This is a genomic window from Bradyrhizobium sp. 14AA, assembly GCF_054185205.1.
In genome coordinates this window covers 240,599-260,576 of sequence record NZ_JAVAYM010000009.1, presented here as the reverse complement: position 1 = coordinate 260,576, position 19,978 = coordinate 240,599, and the positions used below count along the sequence as shown (strand labels likewise).

Sequence of the window (19,978 nt, the reverse complement as noted above, 5' to 3'; positions counted from 1 at the left end):
GACAGCACGGTCACCGCAATTTTCGGTAGACATTTGGTGGGGCCGACATGAGGCGGCGGGATTTCATGGTCGGGGCGGCCTCGCTTGCCGCCACAACGCGCATCGCGGCAGCGCCTGCCGGCGGCAGCTCGCGGTTGGCCATCGTCAACATATCCACGCCGACAGCAAACATGCGCGAGGACAACAATAACTATTACCGTGTGCTTTTTGGCGAGCTTCGGCGCCTCGGCCGCATTGAAGGACAAAACCTGACCGTCGAGCGCTACGGAAAGGAGCAGTACCACCAGGACCGAGACGCGTTGGCCGAAGAGGTCGTCCGCAGCAATCCGGATGTCATCAACATCCTCGATCCACCCGCCATTGTTTTCAAACCAAAGACAACGACAATCCCGATCGTCACGATATCGTACGATCCCGTCGCGATTGGTCTGGCTCAGAGCATGGCCCACCCCGGAGGCAACTTTACCGGTGTCAGCGTCAACCCCGGCCCGTCCATTCACGGCAAACGCATCGCATTGCTGCGCGAAATGTTTCCGGCGATGTCGAAGCTGGGTTGCGTCTCCCCGGCAGGCGCATGGGAAAACACCGTGGGCGAGCCTGTGCGCGCCGCCACGGGCGCGGCGGGGATTTCCGTCACCAATTTTCCGGTTGATCTTCCCGGCAGCGCAACGACCTATCGCAACGCCATTATGCAGGCCGCCCGCAACGGATCGGACGCGATCATGATGGTGGATAGTCCGGATGCATTAGCCAACCGCGTCGCAATCAATGAAGCCATCGCCGAGGCGCGCATCCCATCAATCCAGTGCTTCACCGAGTCCGTCGAGGGTGGCGGCCTGATGGCTTACGCCTTCGACCTGAAGGAGCTGACCAAGCATATGGCCGGCGAGATCGACGCGATCCTGCGCGGCGCCAATCCCGCCGAGATCCCGTTCTACCAGGTCTCGAAATTCGATCTGTCCATCAACCTCAAAGCGGCCAAGGCACTCGGGCTCACGGTGCCGGAAACACTGCTGGCGACCGCTGCGAAGGTGGTGGAATGAGTCGCCGCACGGCGGGGAGCAGGCCTAAAGCGCGATGAGATCAGGATGAATCGTCATCGCGCTTTAGGTTATTGTTTGAGCATGATCTTTTCGGAAAACCGCTGCGGACTTTTCCGGATCATGCTTTAGGCAGCCCAGTCCATGATCGCGTCAATGAAAGTCTGGGCCTGGCGGATCGCGTCCAGCCTGGTGACACAGACACCGACCGACACTGTCCGGCCCTTCCCCACGGTCCACTTCCAACCATAGGGGTAGCTCATTTCAACGATGGAAAAGCTGACGCCGCGATGTTCCACGGAGGACCTCCGCTGACATGTTGCTGTGCGGAAAGGGTACGCCAAATGGGGAATTTGGTCTAGCGGGACAGCTCGACCATCATGTCGGGCCGCAGGCAGGAACCTCGAACCAACGCAACAGGATTAGACACACGCGCGGATTCGTTCATCCACCGTCTCCGTGAGTTCAAATTATTTGACGATGCCGACGGTCACGTTCGTGCTGGCAACACTATTGAATCTACCGCCGATCGCGACTGACATCGTCGTGCTGTTCGCGGCGATGCCGACCGGCGCGAACGCCTACATCTTCGCGGTCCAGTATCAGCGGCTGGTGAACCCGGTGTCGGGCGCGGTGGCGCTGGGCACGCTGCTGGCGGCGGTGACGCTGCCGGTGGTGGTGATGGTGATGGTGGTGGCGGGGGCGAGGTAGTCACCCCCGTCCGATGATTTGGAGGATGGCGGCGACTACTGAAACTTGTAGCTGAACCTCACCCGCGCAACGTCGGTCGTGAGCTGGGTGCGGATGGTGCAATTGGCATCGGGCCTGCCCAGGCAGGCCCCGGTGCCGTCGGCACGGCGAATGGTCGCCTCGCTATCCTGATACATCGTATGCAGGAATTCGCCGCCGACGATCCAGTTCGAATCCAGCGCATATTCGACGCCTATGCCGACCACGCCACCCCAGACAACGCCACTGCCATTGGCCGTGATTCCCGTGGGTTTTCCAAAAGTCGCGTTTGCGACCAAATTGTCGATCTCCGTCCCGGTCTGCCTGACATCGGCCCAGGCTGCACCACCCGTCACATAAGCCAGGACGTTGTCGACGACGAGGCCTGCGCGCGCGCGGATCGTGCCGCTGGTATCCGCCTTGAGACCAACGTTCATGGCTCTGGAGTCATCACCGCCGATCAGAGAGCCCTTGAAGCCGCTGTTGCCGTTGATGTCGGCTTCGATGCCGATGAGGCCGTGACCGAACTGATAGTTGTAACCGACCTGCGCGCCGCCGGTGAAAAAGCCCGCCGTGGCGGTCGCGGATGAGCAGTAGAAGCAGGGATCGTCGAAATGGGTTGAAGCCATGCCACCGCCGACATTGCCGCCGATGTAGAAGCCCGTCCAGCTATACACGGCAGCCGGCGCAGCCTTGTATCTGATAGCGCCGATATCGGCCGCGGAGCTCGCCGCCGTGGCTGCCAGCAACAGCGCGACCGCAGCCGCGAAAGTGTTTCTCATCATCAGTCTCCCAGACACATGTTTGGCTCTCGTCGCCGATGCCTGGACTTCAAGCTTTCATCCGAGGCGCTGAGAGAAAGCCGAAAAATCACGCGACGCGCGTCATGCGAACGCAGGAGGCCGCTGCAATCTTCGGTGGCGTTGCAGAATTGACACGCAGGTTCTCGCCCGGTGGCAGAGCATGGCGGGGCTCCGGCTTTCCGGTCATTCTTTCGGATGACGCATTCCGATTGTCGGCGGCAATCGCGATTTTGCCTTTGCACGCAAAGGTCGCTATCCTGCCAGGACACGTGTTGCAGGAGGGGCAATATGGGACATCGCGAAGAGATGCTCGACGTGATCAGGCGCGCTTACGCCGCGCGCCGCGACGGTGACGTCGAAGGCCTGGTGGCCGCTTTTCACCCCCACGGCCAGTTCACCCTGTCGGGCGACAAGAGTGCGCTCGAACTGACGGGAAGCATGAAGGGGCACCCCACGCTGCGTGAGGCGTTCGGTCAATTCACCGCCGCCTTCGGCTTCGAAAGCCGCGAAATTCTGGCCGAGCTGGTCGACGGGAATCGCGTCGCCGTCCATTCCCGCGTGGACGTCCGATATCATCCGACCGGAAAAAGCTTCAGCGCCGAGATGCTGGACCTGTTCACATTTGAGGATGGCAAGATCGTCGAGCTGATCGAGTTTGCGGACACGGCGCAGATCAAGGCGATGATATCCTGAGGCGGGATGAGGCTGGGTTGAGGAGTCCTCGCGCTGAGCAGGGCGAGAAGCTCGGAATCTTTGTGATGTGCGCGCTCAATGCCGGCGATGCCGGCGGCGCGCGCCGCGCAGCATCGCGCCGTGCAGCATCGGGAGTTTTGTGCACTGTCACCGTAATCCATCCTGCTCGGTCCCGAGCTGATGTTCTGACCGATTTCCTAGACAAAGGCGTGCAATTCCTTTGATCGCCGGGAGGGCTATTCAACACGCTGGCCCGCGCGCCAGCCCATCTCCCAGAAGTCTGCCTCGAGTCGAGTGGCTTCTTTGAAGATCGCGATCAGCTCTGCCTCGCGGGCCGGCGTGGCGTAGAGATGGGCGAGATGTTCCATATGCGCCCGCGCTTTTGCCGCGACCTCCTGGTACGGCACCCCGGCGTACTCGGCGATCCAAACGCGATAAGGGTTCGTCGCAGCGTCAGCACCGGGGCGCGAGGCGAGCCGCGTTGCGATCTCCGCGTACCCGATCACGCAGGGGGCAAGCGCCACCTTGAGTGCCAGCAGATCGCCGCGCATTCCCGCGTCGAGCACGTAGCGTGTATAGGCCAGCATCTCGGCCGCCGGAGGGGCTTGTTCAAGATCGGCCGGGGACAGACCCCAACCGGCGCAGAGCTTCACATGCAGGTCCATCTCGACATCGAGAATGGCCGACAGGCCGGCCGCTGCTTCACGCATGTCGGCAAGCCTGGGCGACTTGTAGACCGCGAGCGCGTAGGCGCGAGCAAACTCGATGAGGAACAAGTAGTCCTGAACGAGGTAGTGACGAAACGCCGCTTCGGGGAGCGAGCCATCTGCCAATCCGTTCGTGAAGGGATGTTCGGTGTAGGCCCGCCACTCAACGGATGCTTCTGTCTTGAGACGCTCGAAGAAACTCACGATCTTTCCCGCCTGGCTTGCTTGCCCATGAACGTCTTTGGCTCGCTACCGATATTGCATAGCGAACCGAGGAGCTACGGTGACGGCGCATAAAATTGGTTTTGAGCAGCGTTGCGGATAGGGCCCTCGCCGCGCGGGAGTAAGAGTGTCCATGGCGAATTACTATCTCGGAGAACGAAATTTTTGAAACTCCGACGCAGGCTTCCCTACCAAGATTTCGATTTGGCCGAGATTCAGTCAAACAAAGCGCGGGAGCTCCCTATCGGGATCGGTCAGCGATTGGTGCTGACCGAGCGGTCATTTCGATCAAGGCGACCTTTTCCCAATCCGGCCGCCGAGGGCCAGCCAAACGAGGGCCAGTCCCACCAGCACAAGGAAAGCGCAGAAGCCCAATTGAAGGACATATTCGAATGGCGCCTGGTCATACGACAGCAACCGCGGAAAACCGTCTAAGCTTCTCCTCGGTCGGTGCCAGACTTTGCCTTCATCGATCCAGAGCTGGAGATCGCCGCCGGCACTGAACGCAACCACCAGTCCGATGATGCCTAAGAAGATCCTGCGCCAGAGCATGGCGCACCATCCCAAATCTCGCTTGAGCCTCGGTTAAGCCGAGGCGCCGACCCCGCCGCTTTCCAGTGATGTCTGCTTAGGGATTACCTTCGCTGGTACAGTTGGGTGGGAACCGCGAACTGGCACCAACAGCATTGATAAAGCTACAGAATTTGCGCTCTGCCCTGATCGTTTTGTATCAGCATTTTGTATTTGATCAGCCTTACGTCAATCTTCCAATTGCCCTTCTGACCATAACCCCCAATGGGTCCCGCACCTTCAATGATGCCTGAACGGTTCGTGCGGTTGAGGAAATATGCTGAAAAGCCCAGCTTCAACTTGTTATCAAAGTCTGAAGCTTCCCAAACCTCTTGCTGCCGATGCCACTGCTCGATGTTTATTGGGGTCTTCTCGATGAGCCGACAGAACCGATCGGTATCGTACAGCGCGGACACCCAAAACGCATAAATCGACTGATCGATGTCGTTTATCGAGACACGGTCCACAAACCCGTTGGTCAAGAGCCGAAGCGCCAAGCCCGCACCCCCGGCGTAGGGTTCGCAATACTCCGCTCCGAACAGCTTATTCTCGCGGATCAAATCAACAAAATATGGAAAGAGCTTTGCCTTTCCGCCCGGGTAACGCAGGGGCGAGGTAATCATCACACATGCTTCTTTACGAACTGATCGATAGTGTCGCGCGCGGCGAGTACTCTGGTGTCGTTCGGGATTCCGTAGCAAACTTTGCCAGAAAGGCGCATAGTGAAACATCATTGGCAACCGGCTCTGTCCGTAGGCGCCGATGGCTGAGAGACCGATCCGCGCTCCCGCCTGCACAATCAGGGAGCGCAGCCATGTTATTACGGCGCGGAATCTGTCGTCCGTCCCAACGCGAAATCGACGAAATAGAAATGTTACGAGAGCTTGTCAGGCAAGCCCGAGACATCCTGTTGCAATTTCCTGTGCCCGACACGTTCCTCGGAAGGAAAACACAAGAACCTTTCCCGCAAGAGACCCAAATGGCCGCTCGTAAAATTCCCGAATGATTCACATAGGTAAGTTCCCGAATCAGGAACAAGGTGTTTGCTCACGGCATCCTATGTGACGGGGAAGTCACAATGCCTCATCGTATGTACCGTGCGTTAGAGCGGGATTGCCGGGTGCAGGCCGCGCTTACAGAGCACTTAGAAACGAGAGAGGAATTAAAGAAGATGCAAAGGGAGTACAAAGTCATTGCCGATTGGTTGGAGCGGCAATTGTCTGAGGCAGATCGACCTGCTGATGTGCGATAGGTGCATCAGCATCGACAAAGAGCTTGGCGCCCTCAAACGTCTCCGGCCCCTGATAGACGATCAGCTGGCGCTGGCCCTGATGGCTGAAGTGGTCAAGGACCTTGATACAGAGAGGGCCACACTGCATTGGAAGGAGAACAAGGCGAGTGAGTAATGCCGCCTCAGTTGGCGGTCTGTTTCAATGTCGCCTGCTTGCCGTTTATGGCAACAATTGAGCGAAGCAGCGTTCAAGCTGTTCTATCGCAAACGGCTTTTGCAGCCATGGTCGTCCGCTAAATTCTTCTGGTACTCCGTCCGCTCCATAACCGGTTGCGAACGCGAACGGGATACTGCGATGCGCGAGAACCTTCGCCACAGGCGCGATGCTATCGCGGCCCAGCCGGACATCGAGCACGGCCAAGTCAAACGCAGCTTTACTTGCGAGCTCCAACGCCGAAGGCAAATCACCAGCTTCGGCCGCAACGGTATGGCCAAGCTCCGTCACCATCTCGGCCACCATCATGCGGATGAGTACTTCATCCTCCACCAAAAACACCGATGCCATTGGCTGCCCCCTTAACCACTGCCGAGTGACCCCTTCTCTATGTCAGGATGGATGATCTGGTAACTTGGAACCGGGTCCTGAGCGCTCGTCAAAAAGGCTAACTCTCCCAGAGGCCTCACCGGGGTTAGGGTGTCCCAATAGGGATTGGAACGTTGTGTGCACTTTTGTACTTAGCACGCAGCCACAATGACGTGGGCCGGAGGGCGGGCCGTGCAAAGTCCATTGCGGATATTGGTTGTCGAGGACGATTACCTCATTGCGGAAATGGTCAGGGAAGCGCTGGCAGAGGGAGGCTTCGAGACGGAGGTAGTGGCCTCCGGCCAGGAGGCGCTATCGCTGCTTGATGACGACCATAAATACCGCGCGCTTGTGACAGACATCAACTTGCAGGACGAACGCACGGGCTGGCAGGTGGCAACACGCGCGAGAGAATTATTCGCCGACCTTCCAGTGGTTTACATGACCGGCGCAGCTGCTGATGAGTGGACGTCGCGTGGCGTTCCCAACAGCGTTCTTCTGACCAAACCATTCGCGCCGGCGCAGGTCGTCACGGCTGTGTCTCAATTGCTAAACGATACGCCGCCGCCGAGTGAGTAATGCCGCATGAGTTGGCACCCTCTTAGCCGACGCTGACTTCCGCTGTTAACCTTGAGCCCATAGCTAACCTTGCCGACATCTGCTTGGTCTCACAGCGGACCGAGGTGCTCGCGGGGACCCGGGGTGTACCTCGGTGTCCTTGGCGCACGCGACTACCGAATGGGTCCCTCCTGCTCAACTGGACCCTATTGTGGCGCGCTGCCCACACGGCACTTCAAGTCTACTTGGGTTCAAGCCGCTCAAGCCGCCTAAGACCAGCGACGTCAGCCCCATCACCCACCTTGAGTGAAACAATATAGGCCGATGCACCGCCTGCGGCCCCAACCCAGCCGACATGCCCCGAGGATTCAATAAGGAGTCCATCCAGAGGCCATTCGCTTCCCTGCTGTCTGGTGGCCCCCGAGCGCCGAAGCGAATCCAGCGGCGCCGCAGGAATCCCTGTGGCTATGTCGCTGGGCCAGAGGAGCGTGACGTACCCCAGCCGGTCACTTACTATTCGCCTCCCCCCATCCTGTCATAAACTAAACGGGTCGGTCCAAACATTCGTTCCACGTTATGGTAGGGTTACCCTCCGAGGTACTTGGGGGTGAATAGCCATCACCCTCCCCCTATGTAATAATACCTATTATATTATATATTTCATATACTTAGGGAGACACCCCAGATCCTCCACCGTTAGAAGTCCCATAGGTGGGTGACATCTAAGCTGGGACAGACCCCGAGACGGGTCTGGAACTGACGGGTGATCGTCTTCACAGCTAAGGCCTGATGTGAAGCTGGTACGATCAGGCTGTCATGAACTGGCAGGCTTGGCACGCCCTGCGCCATCAGTTCCTTCATACTGCCGATCACGACCTCACTCTCTGCAAACATCAGGTCGCTCCAATCCCGAGCACGGCCACCGATGGGGTGACCCCAGCGCTCAAGCAGCGGATGGTGTTCAAGAACACGCCTCTTCACGTCGCGAAGATTGTAGCGCTTCGGGTTGAACTCTTCAGGTGCAATGCCCTTCTTCTTCAAAATCTTCCTGATATCCGCAACAACACCCGAGCGCCACGCTGCAAGGAAGTCACCGTTCCCGAAATGGTAGTTGATGAAGAATTTCGTCACCACCCGGTCCACCTTGGTAGGGCCAAGGATATCCCCGTAGGCGTCCGCCTCCGTGTCGAGCGGCTGACCGATCCAAGCGTAGAAGATGGTGAGGTACGACGATGAGATATCGACCTCCGCCACCGCTTCGCCGTCGATCCGCATCTGGACCCGTTTGTCCTCCTGAATCTGCTGATAGCATCCGGCATCTTGCGGGTACGAGTACAGACGGCCACCCTTGTCCCAGTGATACCGTGCAAGGCTCTCGGCCTTGTGGAACTTGCGAACCCAGCCAAGATGGATGATCTCGTCTGTTGGATGTGCGAGCGTGTGCTGTTGCATGAAAGCATTCAGCGCAGCGACATCTGCACGGAGCCGGTGGACCGTGGGTGTCTCAGGTGTCTTATGGTGCGGCTTCGTGAGTTGCACCAACTCGGCGGGCATCACGGGCACGAACTTGAAATGCTCCCGGATGCTCTGCGGCGTCACTCCGTGCTCGGCACAAAGCGCTTGCAGGGCTGGTGTCGCACGGCAGCGCGTGAGCATGCCTCGGGGCGGCCCAGGGTTGCCCATGGCCCGACTGCCGTCATAACCCGGCTTGTGATCCAGCAACCCCGCTTCCTGCCACGATGTCCGAACACCGTCGAACATACGCCAAGTGACAATCTGGCCGGAGTAATCAGTCTTCCGCTGCGAACATCTCAGCCAGCCTTCACTGCGGCCGCGCCGGATTGCGTCAAGTAGGTCAGCGAGGAACGCAGCCGCTGCGGTCTGATAAGACGCCAAAGTCTTGTCGCGTGCATAGATACGGCCCTGCGCGGGTTGCGGCCGGGGATAGCGCTTGACCAACTCCGCTACAAGCGCACGTGCCTGCTCGGTGGCAGGTGTCGCAGTCAGTGTCGCCAGCGGTGCATCGCGAAGCGCTCCACGCTCGGCCCGTGGTGTCTTTGGTTCCCATCCGCGATACTCAACGAGGAGGTCATCTTCATTGTCGTCATCAATCATCGTTTATTCACTCTACCGAACGCGGTGTCGCTGAGGGGCTGCCGGTCGCGGCTTGCCACGTGATGGCCTTCTGGGCAAACACTCAATCCAGCTTGTATCGCCGGAACTTCTTCAAAGCCTCCGCCATCGAAGCAACCTTCGGCGGCCCATACTTCCGGCCTTCAGTCGGCGGGGCATGCCCGGTGATGGCATCGTTGATCCTCTCGGACATCCCAACCTCGTCACCAATCCGTTTGAAGAGGTGACGCCACGAATGATTGGGGCTGATGTCAGGATCATCAACACCGAGTTCACGTACCCAAGTTCCGAGATGGGCGCGCGCGGTGGCTGCACGTGGACGCGACGGCTTCAGCGGATCGCTACTCATCTTTTGTGGTGTCTTGTCATTGTAAAAAAGCGCGCCCTTCCCGACCTGCTTGACCATCTCGATGAAGCCTTGGGCAATTAGGTGTTCGTGCAGCGGAACGACGCGCACTTGACCAGTCTTCGTAGTGCCAGCCTCTGGCGTAATCTTCATTACGTAGAATCCGTCGCGCTTCTCGATGTCTACGCCTCGCAACTGAGTAATTTCGCCTGACCGAGCGCCAGAGTACGCGCACAGCCACGGCACCCAACGGCGCGTTCTCTCAGTTGGCGTTGCGGGCTCTTGATAGGTGAGGCTCGCTTTGAGGATCGTGAGCGCTTCTTCGTTCGTGAAGCTTCGGCCATCTTCTCGCTTCTGAACCTTGCGAGGAACATCGACCTTCACTTCCTTGAATGGATTCTGGTGAATGCGCTTATGAACGCGCGCCCAAGCAAATACCGTCCGTGACGCAGACAACCACACCTCGCGCACGGTGCTGGCCTGACGCTCCTCAGAGATTAGGCTGTGTATCCACGCCCTCGCAGCATCCTCTGTAATTCCATCAGCCCCTACCTCAGCGAAATGCTGTTGCATGGCGAGGAAAACAGACCGCCAGCGCATGACCGTAGTCGGCGCAGGTTTCACCGCGTGAACGTAAGCCTCGAAAAGGTCCCAGCATCCAACGCCAGAGGCGCGCACGGGACCGGCGTTGAACACGGGGAACGTGTCGGGCGTTTCGTCACGTGAATAGTCGCCGTTCGCGCGCTTCTCCAGCAACGAGAAGGCCGGCAATAGGTTGTCGCTGACAGCGTCTACAAACAGGGCGTAGGCCGTGGGGTTCAAAGCTATCCCCTCGCTCGCAAGGAATGTCGCTACCCGCGCCTCTTCTGCAATCAGCGGCCTCACCCCCTCGCGTACCTCTGGCTCTTTGGCCCAATTCCAATCGGGATCAGACCTTGGGTCTTCTTCATAGCTGTCAGGCGCGTGAGGACGGATCACCTCCCAAACCATAATATCCCCGAGGCCCTTCCAATATCCCGGCTTGCCCGGGTCCGCCTCATGCTGCTTCACGAACCACAAGTACCAGCGACCGGCGAGAGCGATTGCGTTGAGCCTCGTGAGTGGTTGCCCCTCGCCGTTCCTCTGGGCTCGCAGGGTCGCGATGCGGGTTTCGACCTCTGCTTCCCACTCGCCAAGGCGAGCCTTCGCTTCATGCCGGGGCGTGTCGGCCGCGAGTTTCAGATGAGCTTCACGCTTGGTCCGTAGAGCCTTTGGTAGTCCTCGCGAACGTCCTCGGGGATGCCTTTGCGGGCAAACCACCGACCATCAGAAGCTCTATTCAAACCGACCATACGCAGTGCCATTTGTAGCGCCTTTTGTATTTTAGGCGGCACAAATCCTGCTGGTCTATCAATAAGATGCTGAGAATGCGGAGTTATCCGCAGCCTTGGTACAGTTGGGTGGGCTCGAACCACCGACCTCCTGTTCCACAGACAGGCGCTCTAACCAACTGAGCTACAACTGCATCCTTGCGAGCCGCCTTGGGCGCCTGGAACTGGCCGGTCACCGAGGGGGGCTGGACGGGGCGGAAACTAGGTGCAACGGGCGTTTTTGGCAAGGCCGCAAGACCCCCAAATCGTCCCCTAAGCGACGTTATTTCCAAAGCAAAACCCGGGCCCTGCGGCCCGGGTTTCTTAACACAAACCAACCCGGCCTAAATCAGGCGGCGGGCGGATACAGCTTCGAGGCAGAGGCCTTGATCGGCTCGGCGGTCGCGGCGGCGACGCGCTGGCCGATCTCGTAGAGCTCCTTGGCCTGGGTCTGGAAGGTCTCGAGCTGCTTGCGGGAGTGGTTGGTCCACAGCGCGAGCGCATCCGAGGGGGACTTCACGCCGAACAGCTCCTGGGCGAAGTCGAGATGGGCCGAGGTGTTGGCCTTCATGAACTCCACCAGCTTGGCGGTGTACTCGCTCGCGCCCTTGTTGGCGGAGGTGAACACGGCCTCGACGGTGCCGTTGTGGCTCTCGGCCGCGTCCTTGAACTTGGCGTAGCTCTCGCGGGCCTGCGACACGCCCTTTTCGGCGAACGCACGCATCTGCTCGGGGACCTCGAACGGGATGATCGAGGCAGAAAACGGATCAGTCGCACCTGTCATGGTTGTCCCTCACGCTAAAGAAAAAATCGAGTGAGCCTTCTGGCGCGCCCGCCGGCCGACCGGGCCGTGTCTTGTTTCAAAGACGTCTTGTCTCAAAGACCTCTCGTCTCAAAGACTTGGCGGGTACGAAGACTGGAAACGCAGAACAAACGAGATGGCTCGTCCAGCGCCCAGTAGTGTGGCTGCCTAACATGTCAACATTGTGCAACGCAATGTGATCCAGGGTTCGCCGCGAAAATTTAATCTAGGTTAGGGCGAGGTTCCCCGGCGGGGGAACCGGTGGTTGCGGTAGGGGGATGCCGGGGGGTTGGGTGGAGGTGGCGGGCGGCTCTTACCCTCCCCTGGAGGGGTCCGGGACGAGCGTAGCTCGCCCGTGGGTCGGCTCGCATGGAGCAGAGCGAAATGCGAGACGGGGTGGGGTGACGGTCTCTCCACGTCCGACAGCGCCCGAGTGGAGAGATCACCCCACCCCGCTCGCGCTGCGCGCGATCGACCCACGGGCGAGCTACGCTCGTCCCGGACCCCTCCAGGGGAGGGTGGGCACCGCGCGTGCCTCGGCCAAGTTGGCCCCACCCCAACGAATCCTGCGGATGCAGCGGGGCTGCGGCTTGCGGGTTCGCCCACATTAAGGTTATCGCCGCTTGGGAGGCTCCTATTGTACCGGAGCCGTGGACCTGCCCGCGCCTGCGGGCAATACTAACCCTTTCTTAAGGCTGCCATTCCCGGCGGCCCGGCGCCAACAAGAAAGACGCAAGCCGGTCGGATGACGAGTTCGGATTTCCAGTTGCGAGGCGTGGGCGATCCCCGGCTGGCCGTGCACGCGACGTCCCCACTGCCCGCCTGGCTGTGGTCGATCGACGGCGCGCGCGTGCTGTGGGCCAATCCGGTCGGCGCCAGCCTGTTCGGCGCGGCGAATGCCGCAAGCCTCGCGGGCAGGATGTTCGGCCCGGCGGACAGCCATCGCCGCCAGGTCGCCCGGCTCGCCCGCCAGCTGCCGGCGAACGGCGCCGTGCGGCTCGAACGTCTGCGCGGCTTCGGCGCCCGGCTCGGCACGCTGATGACCTGCGCCTGCGCGCGGCTCGAGTTTGCCGATGGCGGCCATGCCGTGCTCGTCACCGCGATGGACGCGACAATGCGCAGCATGGCGCTGGTCGAGCGGCTGCATCGTCTGGTCGACGGCGCCACGACGCCGATGGCGGCGTTCGCGCCGGACGGCATGTTCGTCGGCGCCAGCGAAGCGGCCCGCTCCCTGCTCGGCTTCCGCGATCTCGCCGAGGCCGGTCTCGACCAGGCGCGCAGCGATGCGCTGGCCCATGGCCGCGTCGCGACGCCGATCGGCATCGGCCAGATGGTGCTGCAACGGGTCGGCACCGGCGCGGATATCGGCCTGGTCGCGCTGATCGAGCCCGCCGCCGCGCAAGCCGCGGCTGCGTCCCCGCCCGAGAGCACGCCGGACACAGCAGCCGAAGCGCCGGCTGAACCTGCGCAGCAGATAGTGGCGAGCGCGCCGCCATCGCACGAGGCGCCGGCCGGCATCGCCTTGTTCGACGCCTTCGCGGAGCCGGCCGAAACGCCGGCAGCGAACGAGACGGTCGCGCCCGTGCCCGAGGCGGCAGTGAGCGAGGCGGCCGCGGAGGTCGCATCGGCGCAAGGCACGCCCGAGGCGACCGCCGAACTCGCGACCAAAACTCCGGTTGAAAACCACCCCGAAGCCATTGTCTCGCCGCAGCCCGCGCCGATCACTGCGGGCATGATCGAACCGCCGTCGGGCCATGACGAGCCGCCCGCACCGCGTCAGCATCCGCTGCGCTTCCTCTGGCAGATGGATGCAGAGGGCCGCTTTGTGCTTCTCTCCGACGAGTTCATCCGCCTGATGGGCGCGCACACGGCCTCAGGCTTCGGCCGCCCCTGGCGCGAGATCGCCGAGGCGTTTGCGCTCGATCCCGAGGGCCGCGTCGCGCGGGCGCTGGAAAGCCACGACACCTGGGCCGGCATCACCGTGAACTGGCCGGCCGACGGCGGCGAGCATCTGCCGGTCGAGCTTGCGGGCCTGCCGGTCTACGACCGCGAGCGCAACTTTGCCGGCTTCAAGGGTTTCGGCGTCTGCCGCGATCTCGACGGCCTCAACCGGCTCGAGGCGCTCAGGCGCTTCGAGCTGCTCGTCGCGCCGCCCACGCGGCAGAGCACGACCACCGATGAGGTCGCGCCCGAACCGGAGCCCGAGGTCGAGCATGAGCCCGAGGCCGTCGCGGAGGCCCCGCCTCCGCCGGTCGAGCCGCCCGAGCCCGAGCCTGCACCCGAGCCCGAAGCTGAACTGCCCGAACCCGCACTTGATGTGACTTCACACCCAACCGATCCGGAAACGCCAGTGGAAACGCCTCCCAATGTCGTGCCGTTCCGCAGCCCCGGCGATACCAGACCGCCGACGCTGACGCCGGTCGAGAACAGCGCGTTCAACGAGCTCGCGCGGCAATTGTCGGAGCGACTCGAGCGCGAGCGCGAGACGATCGCCGCCAGCACCTCCGAGCCGCCGGCGGCCGAGATCGCCGCCGAACCGGAGCCCGAGGCGCCGCACGCGCCGGCCGAATGGCTGAGCGAGCCCGCGCCGCCGCCGCGCGGCGCCAGCGCGCGCGACCGCACGCTGCTCGACCTCCTGCCGACGGGCATCCTGATCTACCGGCTCGACCGGCTGCTCTATGCCAACCCGGCCTTCCTCGCGCGCATGGGCCATGCCGACATCAACGCGCTGGAGAAGGCCGGCGGGCTGGATGCGCTCTATGTCGAGCCGGGCGTGTCCTCGGCCAGCAGCACTTCGCAAGCCGGCACGCCCGTCACGATCAGCGCGACGCTCGCCAATGGCGAAGCGCCGCTCGCGACCACCGAGGCGCATCTGCACACGATCGACTGGGACGGCGAGAGCGCGCATGCGCTGATCTGCGCGCTGCCGCAGGCCGTCGCCGCTGCGCCTGAGGTCGTCGCGCCTGCCATTGTGGAGCAAGCGATCGCCGAGCCCATCGTCGCGGAATCCTTCCCCTACGCGCCCGAGCTCGAGACCGCAGCCGGCGATGCCGACGCCGAGGACCTCGCCGCGATCCTCGACACCACCGCCGAGGGCATCGTCATGTTCGATGCCGAGGGCAACATCCACGCCTGCAACCGCAGCGCCGAGGCGCTGTTCGGCTATGACGGCGATGCGCTGCTGGAGCAGAACCTGGTGACGCTGTTCGCGCCCGAGAGCCAGCAGATCGTCGCCGACTATCTCGACAGCGTGAAGAGCCAGGACATCGCGAGCCTGCTCGACCATGGCCGCGAGGTGCTGGGGCGCGAGAAGAAGGGCGGCGTCCTTCCCCTCGCCATGATCATGGGCCGCACGCGGCCCGACGGCCCGAACTTCTTCGCCGTGTTCCGCGATCTCTCGCAGAGCAAGAAGGGCGAGAGCGAGCTGACGCAGGCCCGCCGTCTCGTCGACGGCGCGGCGAACGCCAAGGCCGACATGCTGGCGCGGATCAGCCACGAGATTCGCACGCCGCTCAACGCCATCATCGGCTTTGCCGAGGTGATGATCTCCGAACGCTTCGGCACGCTCGGCAACGAGCGCTACGGCGAGTACATGAAGGACATCCGCGCCTCCGGCGAGCGCGTCATCGCGATCATCGACGATCTGCTGGAGCTGTCGCGGATCGAGACCGGCAAGCTCGACCTCACCTTCGCCAACCTCAATCTCAACGATCTCGTCGAGGCCTGCGTCGTGGTGATGCAGCCGCAGGCCAACCGCGAGCGCATCATCATCCGCACCTCGCTCGCGCATGCGCTGCCGCAGGTGAGCGTGGATGCGCGCGCGATGCGGCAGATCACCATGAATTTGATCTCGAACTCGATCCGGCTCGCCAGCGCCGGCGGCCAGGTCATCGTCTCGACCGCGCTGTCCGACCGCGGCGAGGTCGCACTTCGCATCCGCGACACCGGCCACGGCCTCAGCGAGCGCGAGGTCGCCGCCGCGATGGAGCCGTTCCGCACCCCGCCGCCCGGCGATGCCTCGGACAGTTCGGCGCTGAGCCTGTCGCTGACCAAGGCGCTGGTCGAAGCCAACCGCGCCCGCTTCAACATCAAGAGCGCAGGCCATTCCGGCACGCTGATCGAAGTGGTGTTCGCGCAGGCGCTGGCGCGGGCGTAGGCGGTCAGACCCGCTGCGTAGCCCGGGTGAGCGAAGCGACACCCGGGAAGGTCCCGCATATCGCTCCGCTCATGCGGGCTACGCGGATGCTACGCCGCGCGCACCGTATCCAAGAACCTGCTGACCTCGAGCTTGAGGCGGCTGCTGTCGTTCGACAGCGATTGCGCCGCGGACAGCACCTGCGAGGAGGCCGAGCCGGTCTCGGTCGCGCCCTGGCGCACGCTGGAGATGTTGGCGCTGACCTGCGTGGTGCCGGCCGCCGCATTCTGGACGTTGCGTGAGATCTCGCTGGTCGCGGCGCCCTGCTCTTCCACCGCGGCTGCGATGGTCGACGATATCTCGGACAGGCGCTCGATGGTGCCGCCGATGGTCTTGATCGCGCCGACCGAATCCTCGGTCGCGGACTGGATGCTCGAAATCTGCTGACCGATGTCGCCGGTCGCCTTCGCGGTCTGCTCGGCCAGCGCCTTCACTTCCGACGCCACCACGGCAAATCCACGCCCGGCTTCGCCGGCGCGCGCGGCCTCGATGGTGGCGTTCAGCGCCAGCAGGTTGGTCTGGCCCGCGATGGCGTTGATGAGCTCGACGACGTCGCCGATGCGCGCCGCCGCCTTCGACAATTCGCTGACGCGATCGTTGGTCTGCCCGGCCTGGCTGACGGCCTCGCCGGCCATGCGCGCCGAGGCCTGCACCTGGCGGCTGATCTCGTTGACGGAGGCGGTCAGCTCTTCCGCTGCGGACGCCACCGACTGCACGTTGGTCGCGGCCTCTTCGGACGCCGCCTCCACCAGCGTGGCAAGCTCGGTCGAGCGGCCGGCGGTGGTGGTCAGCGATGTCGCCGAGGCCTCGAGCTCGGTGGCGGCCGACGACACCGTCTCGACGATCTCACCGATCGCGCCCTCGAAATCGTCCGCCATCCTGATCATGTCGACGCGGCGGCGCTCGGCGGCGAGCTTGTCCTGCCTGATCTTCTCTTCCGCCTCCTCGCGCGCCTTCTGCTCGGCGTTGATCTTGAACGTCTCGACCGCCTGCGCGATCTCGCCGATCTCGTCGGGACGGCCGAGCCCGGGCAGCACGATGGCGAAATTGCCGTTGGCGAGCTCGATCATCGCCGCGCGCATCGCGGACAGCGGTTTTGAGACCGAGCGGCCGATGAAGATGCCGAGGCCGAGCACGCCGGATGCAATCAGCGCGATCGCAATGCCGATCCACCATTGGATGCTGTCGCGCTCGACATCGTTCAGCCGGTCGGCTTCGGCGCGAATGGTATCGACCGATTTCGACACCTGCTCGATGACGGGCTCGACCGACGAGAAGGCTTCCGACATGGCCTTGAGCTCAGTCGCCAGCTTCAGCGCGGTCTCCATCCATGCGGAGAAGTCGCGCTGATAGTCGGCGAGCCTCGCACGCAGCTCGGCCTTCGTCGTGTCGGGTATGGCGGCGGCGTCGACGCCGGCCACGAATTCGGATGCGCGCTTCCTCATGTCGTCGCCATATCTGGCGTCGCGGCGCAGCATGAAATCCTTCTCATGACGACGCATCATCAGCATGATGACCTTGAGCGAGGCATCCTGGAGCTGGTTGACCTTGTCCTCGATGTCGTGGACCGAGGCGCGCAGGCGGCCTTCGAGACCGGACTTCTCGTCGAGACCGAGCCGCTGCCGTTCCTCGACCACCGCGCCGAAGCGCGCCTGATAGGTCGTCAGCGATGCGGTCATCGCGTCGATCCGCGCGGCCAGTTCGGGCTTGCCGAGAGCTGAAATCCGGCCGCGGAGCGTCTCGATATCGAGGGCGATCTGCTTGCCGATCTCGACCTGGCGCTGCGCCTTGCCGGCGTCATTTCGCAGCAGGAAATCCTTTTCGGCGCGGCGTCCCTCGAGCAGCTCGACCGCGATCCTGCTGTTCAGCTCCTGGATCGTGCGGGCGTTCTCGGCGGCGTCGCGATACACGCCCATGGCCCTTTCGCCATAGAGATGGATGCCGCCGATCAGGACAACACCGATGACGCCGATGACGCCGATTGCGGTGATCTTGTGCGTGAGACGAAGGGAGGGAAATCGCATCTTGGTTTCAAAATTGGTTGTGGCTGATGCGAATATGAAACGTCAGAGTGGGGAAACTTCCGTTAATTTACGGGCACGTATGAATACGTGCTTATGCACGATACTCGTCATACGGGAGGTACGGGAATCCCAGTGGCGGGGTCATGCCGGGCCTTATGCACGGTGAGACGCACAGCCGCAGCCGCGCGCGCCGAACCAGCGCGACATGGCCTCCGCAGCCTCCTCCTCATCGGGCGCGCCGTCACACGCCCAGGCAACGAATCCATCGGGACGCACCAGCACGGCGCTCAGGCCCAGCCGGTCGTTGGGCTCACCAGCGACATAATCGATCCGGTCGCCCCAGCGGCTTGCAAGTGCTTGCAGCGGCGCGCGGGCGTCGAAGTCCAGCACGATCCCTTTCGCCGTCCTGAGCCGTCCTCCGACCGTGGCCCCGCCCGGCAACTCGAAATCGGGAACACTCCGGCCCGTTAGCGGATGGCGGCCGCCGAGATCGTAGCGGAGCGAGACGCCGCGCACGCGCCCGGCGAAGTAGGTCGCACCGTCCCGGGTCTCGATGAGATCGCGAATGATGGCCTGCAGCGCGCGCGTGCCCGGCGTCGGCCGCATGATCGCGACCTGCGCGCGCGACCAGTCGAGGACCTGCGCACCGACCGGGTGCCGCTCGCAAGAATAGGTATCGAGCAGACCGGCCGGTGCATGTCCGCGGATCGTCGCAGCCAGCTTCCAGCCGAGATTCATCGCATCGCCAAGACCGAGATTGAGGCCCTGGCCGCCGAGCGGCGAATGAATGTGAGCGGCATCGCCCGCGAGCAGCACGCGCCCCTTGCGATAGGTCGTTGCCTGATGCGCTCGATCCGTCCAGGTTGCGGCGAGCCGAAGCGCCGTGACGGTGACGTCCGTGCAGGAGACGCGGCGCAAGACGCTCTGCAAGTGTTCGATCGTGATCGGCTGGGTCCGGTGAAACGCACCGCCGTCGAAATCGACCATCGCGATCGTGCCTGATGGCGCGTAGGTGTACATGCCCGTCGGCGTATAGTTGCGGCCGGGGCTGAGTTTCTCCGGATCCGCCAGCTCGACATCGACGGAATAGCCGGTGAATTCGGGGTCGGTGCCGACGAAGTCGAATCCGCCGGACTTTCGCACCGTGCTGCGGCCGCCGTCGCACCCGACGAGCCAGCGTCCCCGAAAAGTCTCGCCGGCCGCCTGCACCGTCACGTCATCCTGCGAGGCCGCAATAACATTCACACCAAAGCCACGGCGGATCTCGACACCCATGCTGCTTGCGCGCGCGGCCAGGACGGATTCAAGCGTTTCCATGTCGACCGCGACGCTGGCATCGGACGGCGTTGGCAGGCGCCAGGGCCACTTCGCGGCATCGACATCGTCCTGATAGAACTGGATGCCGGCGAAATGACCAGCGGGTCGTCGCGTCTGCTGCATCCAGTGCGCAGCACTTTTGGTCGCGCCTGACTTCGCGCGCTGCGCCGACAGGATCTCGTCCAGCAAGTCACGCCGGTGAAAGGCCTCGGTTGTTGGGATCGACAGGCCACGCAGGCCGAACGGCAGCTGCTTCAGCGCCGAATGCGGGTCCTGCGCTTGCTCCAGCACCAGCACCGAGAGGCCGGCTAGCCGCAGCTCGCAGGCGAGAAACAGACCGACGGGCCCGGCACCGGCGATGACAACGTCGTAGATATCAGTGGATTGGGTTTGCATGAGACGCTCCTCGAGTCGATGTTCGACCGGAGCGTTCCCTGAGCTTCGAGAATCACACGGACGAACGATTGAGCGCCTGCGGGGCGCCCGATGTTCGTCGCGGGGATCTCGGCACAAGGCCAAAGACCAGAGCTTTCGTTACCGAAAGGACCTCGTTACGAAAGGACTTGGGCTTACCAGACCAAGTCTGCCTTTTCCGACAAGAGACGTATAGATTCGTGGCGATCGATGCGCAACGAAAAAGGCACGGCGCTTGCAGCGCCGTGCCTTTCGCATTCAC

Annotated in this window: 16 protein-coding genes and 1 tRNA gene; 5 read left to right on the top strand and 12 right to left on the bottom strand. The window is 62.6% G+C overall.

Annotation, left to right across the window (positions count from 1 at the left end; translation table 11 throughout):
* Positions 1–65: 65 nt before the first annotated feature.
* Positions 66–1,043: an ABC transporter substrate-binding protein gene (locus RAD15_RS18955; protein ID WP_458179649.1), complete on the top strand. Its 978-nt coding sequence runs from the start codon at positions 66–68 to the stop codon at positions 1,041–1,043.
* A gap of 125 nt (positions 1,044–1,168) precedes the next feature.
* Here the strand turns inward: RAD15_RS18955 and RAD15_RS18950 are convergent, their stop codons facing one another.
* The gene (locus RAD15_RS18950; RefSeq protein ID WP_458179648.1) at positions 1,169–1,339 is read right to left on the bottom strand and encodes a hypothetical protein; all 171 of its coding nucleotides are present in this window, start codon (positions 1,337–1,339) and stop codon (positions 1,169–1,171) included.
* Between the two features lie 139 nt (positions 1,340–1,478).
* Here RAD15_RS18950 and RAD15_RS18945 point away from each other — a divergent pair, with 139 nt between their 5' ends.
* Complete coding sequence (locus RAD15_RS18945) at positions 1,479–1,751, top strand: AEC family transporter (protein WP_458179675.1); 273 nt, start codon at positions 1,479–1,481, stop codon at positions 1,749–1,751.
* A gap of 35 nt (positions 1,752–1,786) precedes the next feature.
* Here RAD15_RS18945 and RAD15_RS18940 read toward each other — a convergent pair whose 3' ends face one another.
* The gene (locus tag RAD15_RS18940; protein ID WP_458179647.1) at positions 1,787–2,551 is read right to left on the bottom strand and encodes an outer membrane protein; all 765 of its coding nucleotides are present in this window, start codon (positions 2,549–2,551) and stop codon (positions 1,787–1,789) included.
* A 327-nt stretch (positions 2,552–2,878) separates the two neighbouring features.
* On the opposite strand from RAD15_RS18940, the gene RAD15_RS18935 reads away from it, so the two are divergent.
* Positions 2,879–3,265, top strand: coding sequence for a nuclear transport factor 2 family protein (locus RAD15_RS18935; RefSeq protein WP_458179646.1), 387 nt, complete (start codon positions 2,879–2,881; stop codon positions 3,263–3,265).
* 236 nt (positions 3,266–3,501) lie between these two features.
* On the opposite strand, the gene tenA is transcribed toward RAD15_RS18935, so the two are convergent.
* From tenA to RAD15_RS18915, 4 genes are all read right to left on the bottom strand, one after another.
* On the bottom strand, positions 3,502–4,176 hold the full coding sequence (tenA, locus tag RAD15_RS18930) for a thiaminase II (protein WP_458179645.1): 675 nt from the start codon (positions 4,174–4,176) through the stop codon (positions 3,502–3,504).
* A gap of 306 nt (positions 4,177–4,482) precedes the next feature.
* Complete coding sequence (locus RAD15_RS18925) at positions 4,483–4,746, bottom strand: hypothetical protein (protein ID WP_458179644.1); 264 nt, start codon at positions 4,744–4,746, stop codon at positions 4,483–4,485.
* 143 nt (positions 4,747–4,889) lie between these two features.
* On the bottom strand, positions 4,890–5,387 hold the full coding sequence (locus tag RAD15_RS18920) for a DNA adenine methylase (RefSeq protein ID WP_458179643.1): 498 nt from the start codon (positions 5,385–5,387) through the stop codon (positions 4,890–4,892).
* Between the two features lie 828 nt (positions 5,388–6,215).
* Positions 6,216–6,560, bottom strand: a complete 345-nt coding sequence (locus RAD15_RS18915; protein WP_458179642.1) for a response regulator — start codon at positions 6,558–6,560, stop codon at positions 6,216–6,218.
* Positions 6,561–6,770: 210 nt separating this feature from the next.
* Here RAD15_RS18915 and RAD15_RS18910 point away from each other — a divergent pair, with 210 nt between their 5' ends.
* Entirely contained in the window at positions 6,771–7,157 is a 387-nt protein-coding gene (locus RAD15_RS18910; RefSeq protein ID WP_458179641.1) for a response regulator, read from the top strand.
* A gap of 675 nt (positions 7,158–7,832) precedes the next feature.
* Here RAD15_RS18910 and RAD15_RS18905 read toward each other — a convergent pair.
* The 4 genes from RAD15_RS18905 to RAD15_RS18890 all read right to left on the bottom strand — a co-directional run bounded on the left by RAD15_RS18905 (position 7,833) and on the right by RAD15_RS18890 (position 11,748).
* A complete protein-coding gene (locus RAD15_RS18905; RefSeq protein ID WP_458179640.1) occupies positions 7,833–9,251 on the bottom strand; it encodes a hypothetical protein in 1,419 nt (472 codons plus the stop codon).
* Between the two features lie 82 nt (positions 9,252–9,333).
* Complete coding sequence (locus tag RAD15_RS18900; protein ID WP_458179639.1) at positions 9,334–10,665, bottom strand: hypothetical protein; 1,332 nt, start codon at positions 10,663–10,665, stop codon at positions 9,334–9,336.
* Positions 10,666–11,042: 377 nt separating this feature from the next.
* A tRNA-His gene (locus tag RAD15_RS18895) sits at positions 11,043–11,119 on the bottom strand.
* Between the two features lie 194 nt (positions 11,120–11,313).
* Positions 11,314–11,748: a phasin gene (locus RAD15_RS18890; RefSeq protein ID WP_458179638.1), complete on the bottom strand. Its 435-nt coding sequence runs from the start codon at positions 11,746–11,748 to the stop codon at positions 11,314–11,316.
* 763 nt (positions 11,749–12,511) lie between these two features.
* Between RAD15_RS18890 and RAD15_RS18885 the strand changes: the two genes are divergently transcribed.
* A complete protein-coding gene (locus tag RAD15_RS18885) occupies positions 12,512–15,922 on the top strand; it encodes a PAS domain-containing protein (protein WP_458179637.1) in 3,411 nt (1,136 codons plus the stop codon).
* 89 nt (positions 15,923–16,011) lie between these two features.
* On the opposite strand, the gene RAD15_RS18880 is transcribed toward RAD15_RS18885, so the two are convergent.
* Together RAD15_RS18880 and RAD15_RS18875 are read right to left on the bottom strand one after the other, a co-directional pair.
* Positions 16,012–17,985: a methyl-accepting chemotaxis protein gene (locus tag RAD15_RS18880; RefSeq protein ID WP_458179636.1), complete on the bottom strand. Its 1,974-nt coding sequence runs from the start codon at positions 17,983–17,985 to the stop codon at positions 16,012–16,014.
* A 153-nt stretch (positions 17,986–18,138) separates the two neighbouring features.
* Positions 18,139–19,698 carry an FAD-dependent oxidoreductase gene (locus RAD15_RS18875; protein WP_458179635.1) on the bottom strand — a complete coding sequence of 520 codons (1,560 nt, stop codon included), beginning with the start codon at positions 19,696–19,698 and terminating at the stop codon, positions 18,139–18,141.
* Positions 19,699–19,978: the final 280 nt, after the last annotated feature.

Excerpts from the sequence above, each read along its gene's own strand:
- RAD15_RS18905 (WP_458179640.1), bottom strand. The coding sequence starts at position 9,251 with ATGATTGATGACGACAATGAAGATGACCTCCTCGTTGAGTATCGCGGA.
- RAD15_RS18880 (WP_458179636.1), bottom strand. The coding sequence starts at position 17,985 with ATGCGATTTCCCTCCCTTCGTCTCACGCACAAGATCACCGCAATCGGC.
- RAD15_RS18920 (WP_458179643.1), bottom strand. The coding sequence starts at position 5,387 with ATGATTACCTCGCCCCTGCGTTACCCGGGCGGAAAGGCAAAGCTCTTT.
- RAD15_RS18890 (WP_458179638.1), bottom strand. The coding sequence starts at position 11,748 with ATGACAGGTGCGACTGATCCGTTTTCTGCCTCGATCATCCCGTTCGAG.
- RAD15_RS18940 (WP_458179647.1), bottom strand. The coding sequence starts at position 2,551 with ATGAGAAACACTTTCGCGGCTGCGGTCGCGCTGTTGCTGGCAGCCACG.
- RAD15_RS18935 (WP_458179646.1), top strand. The coding sequence starts at position 2,879 with ATGCTCGACGTGATCAGGCGCGCTTACGCCGCGCGCCGCGACGGTGAC.
- RAD15_RS18885 (WP_458179637.1), top strand. The coding sequence starts at position 12,512 with ATGACGAGTTCGGATTTCCAGTTGCGAGGCGTGGGCGATCCCCGGCTG.
- RAD15_RS18915 (WP_458179642.1), bottom strand. The coding sequence starts at position 6,560 with ATGGCATCGGTGTTTTTGGTGGAGGATGAAGTACTCATCCGCATGATG.
- RAD15_RS18925 (WP_458179644.1), bottom strand. The coding sequence starts at position 4,746 with ATGCTCTGGCGCAGGATCTTCTTAGGCATCATCGGACTGGTGGTTGCG.
- RAD15_RS18955 (WP_458179649.1), top strand. The coding sequence starts at position 66 with ATGGTCGGGGCGGCCTCGCTTGCCGCCACAACGCGCATCGCGGCAGCG.
- RAD15_RS18875 (WP_458179635.1), bottom strand. The coding sequence starts at position 19,698 with ATGCAAACCCAATCCACTGATATCTACGACGTTGTCATCGCCGGTGCC.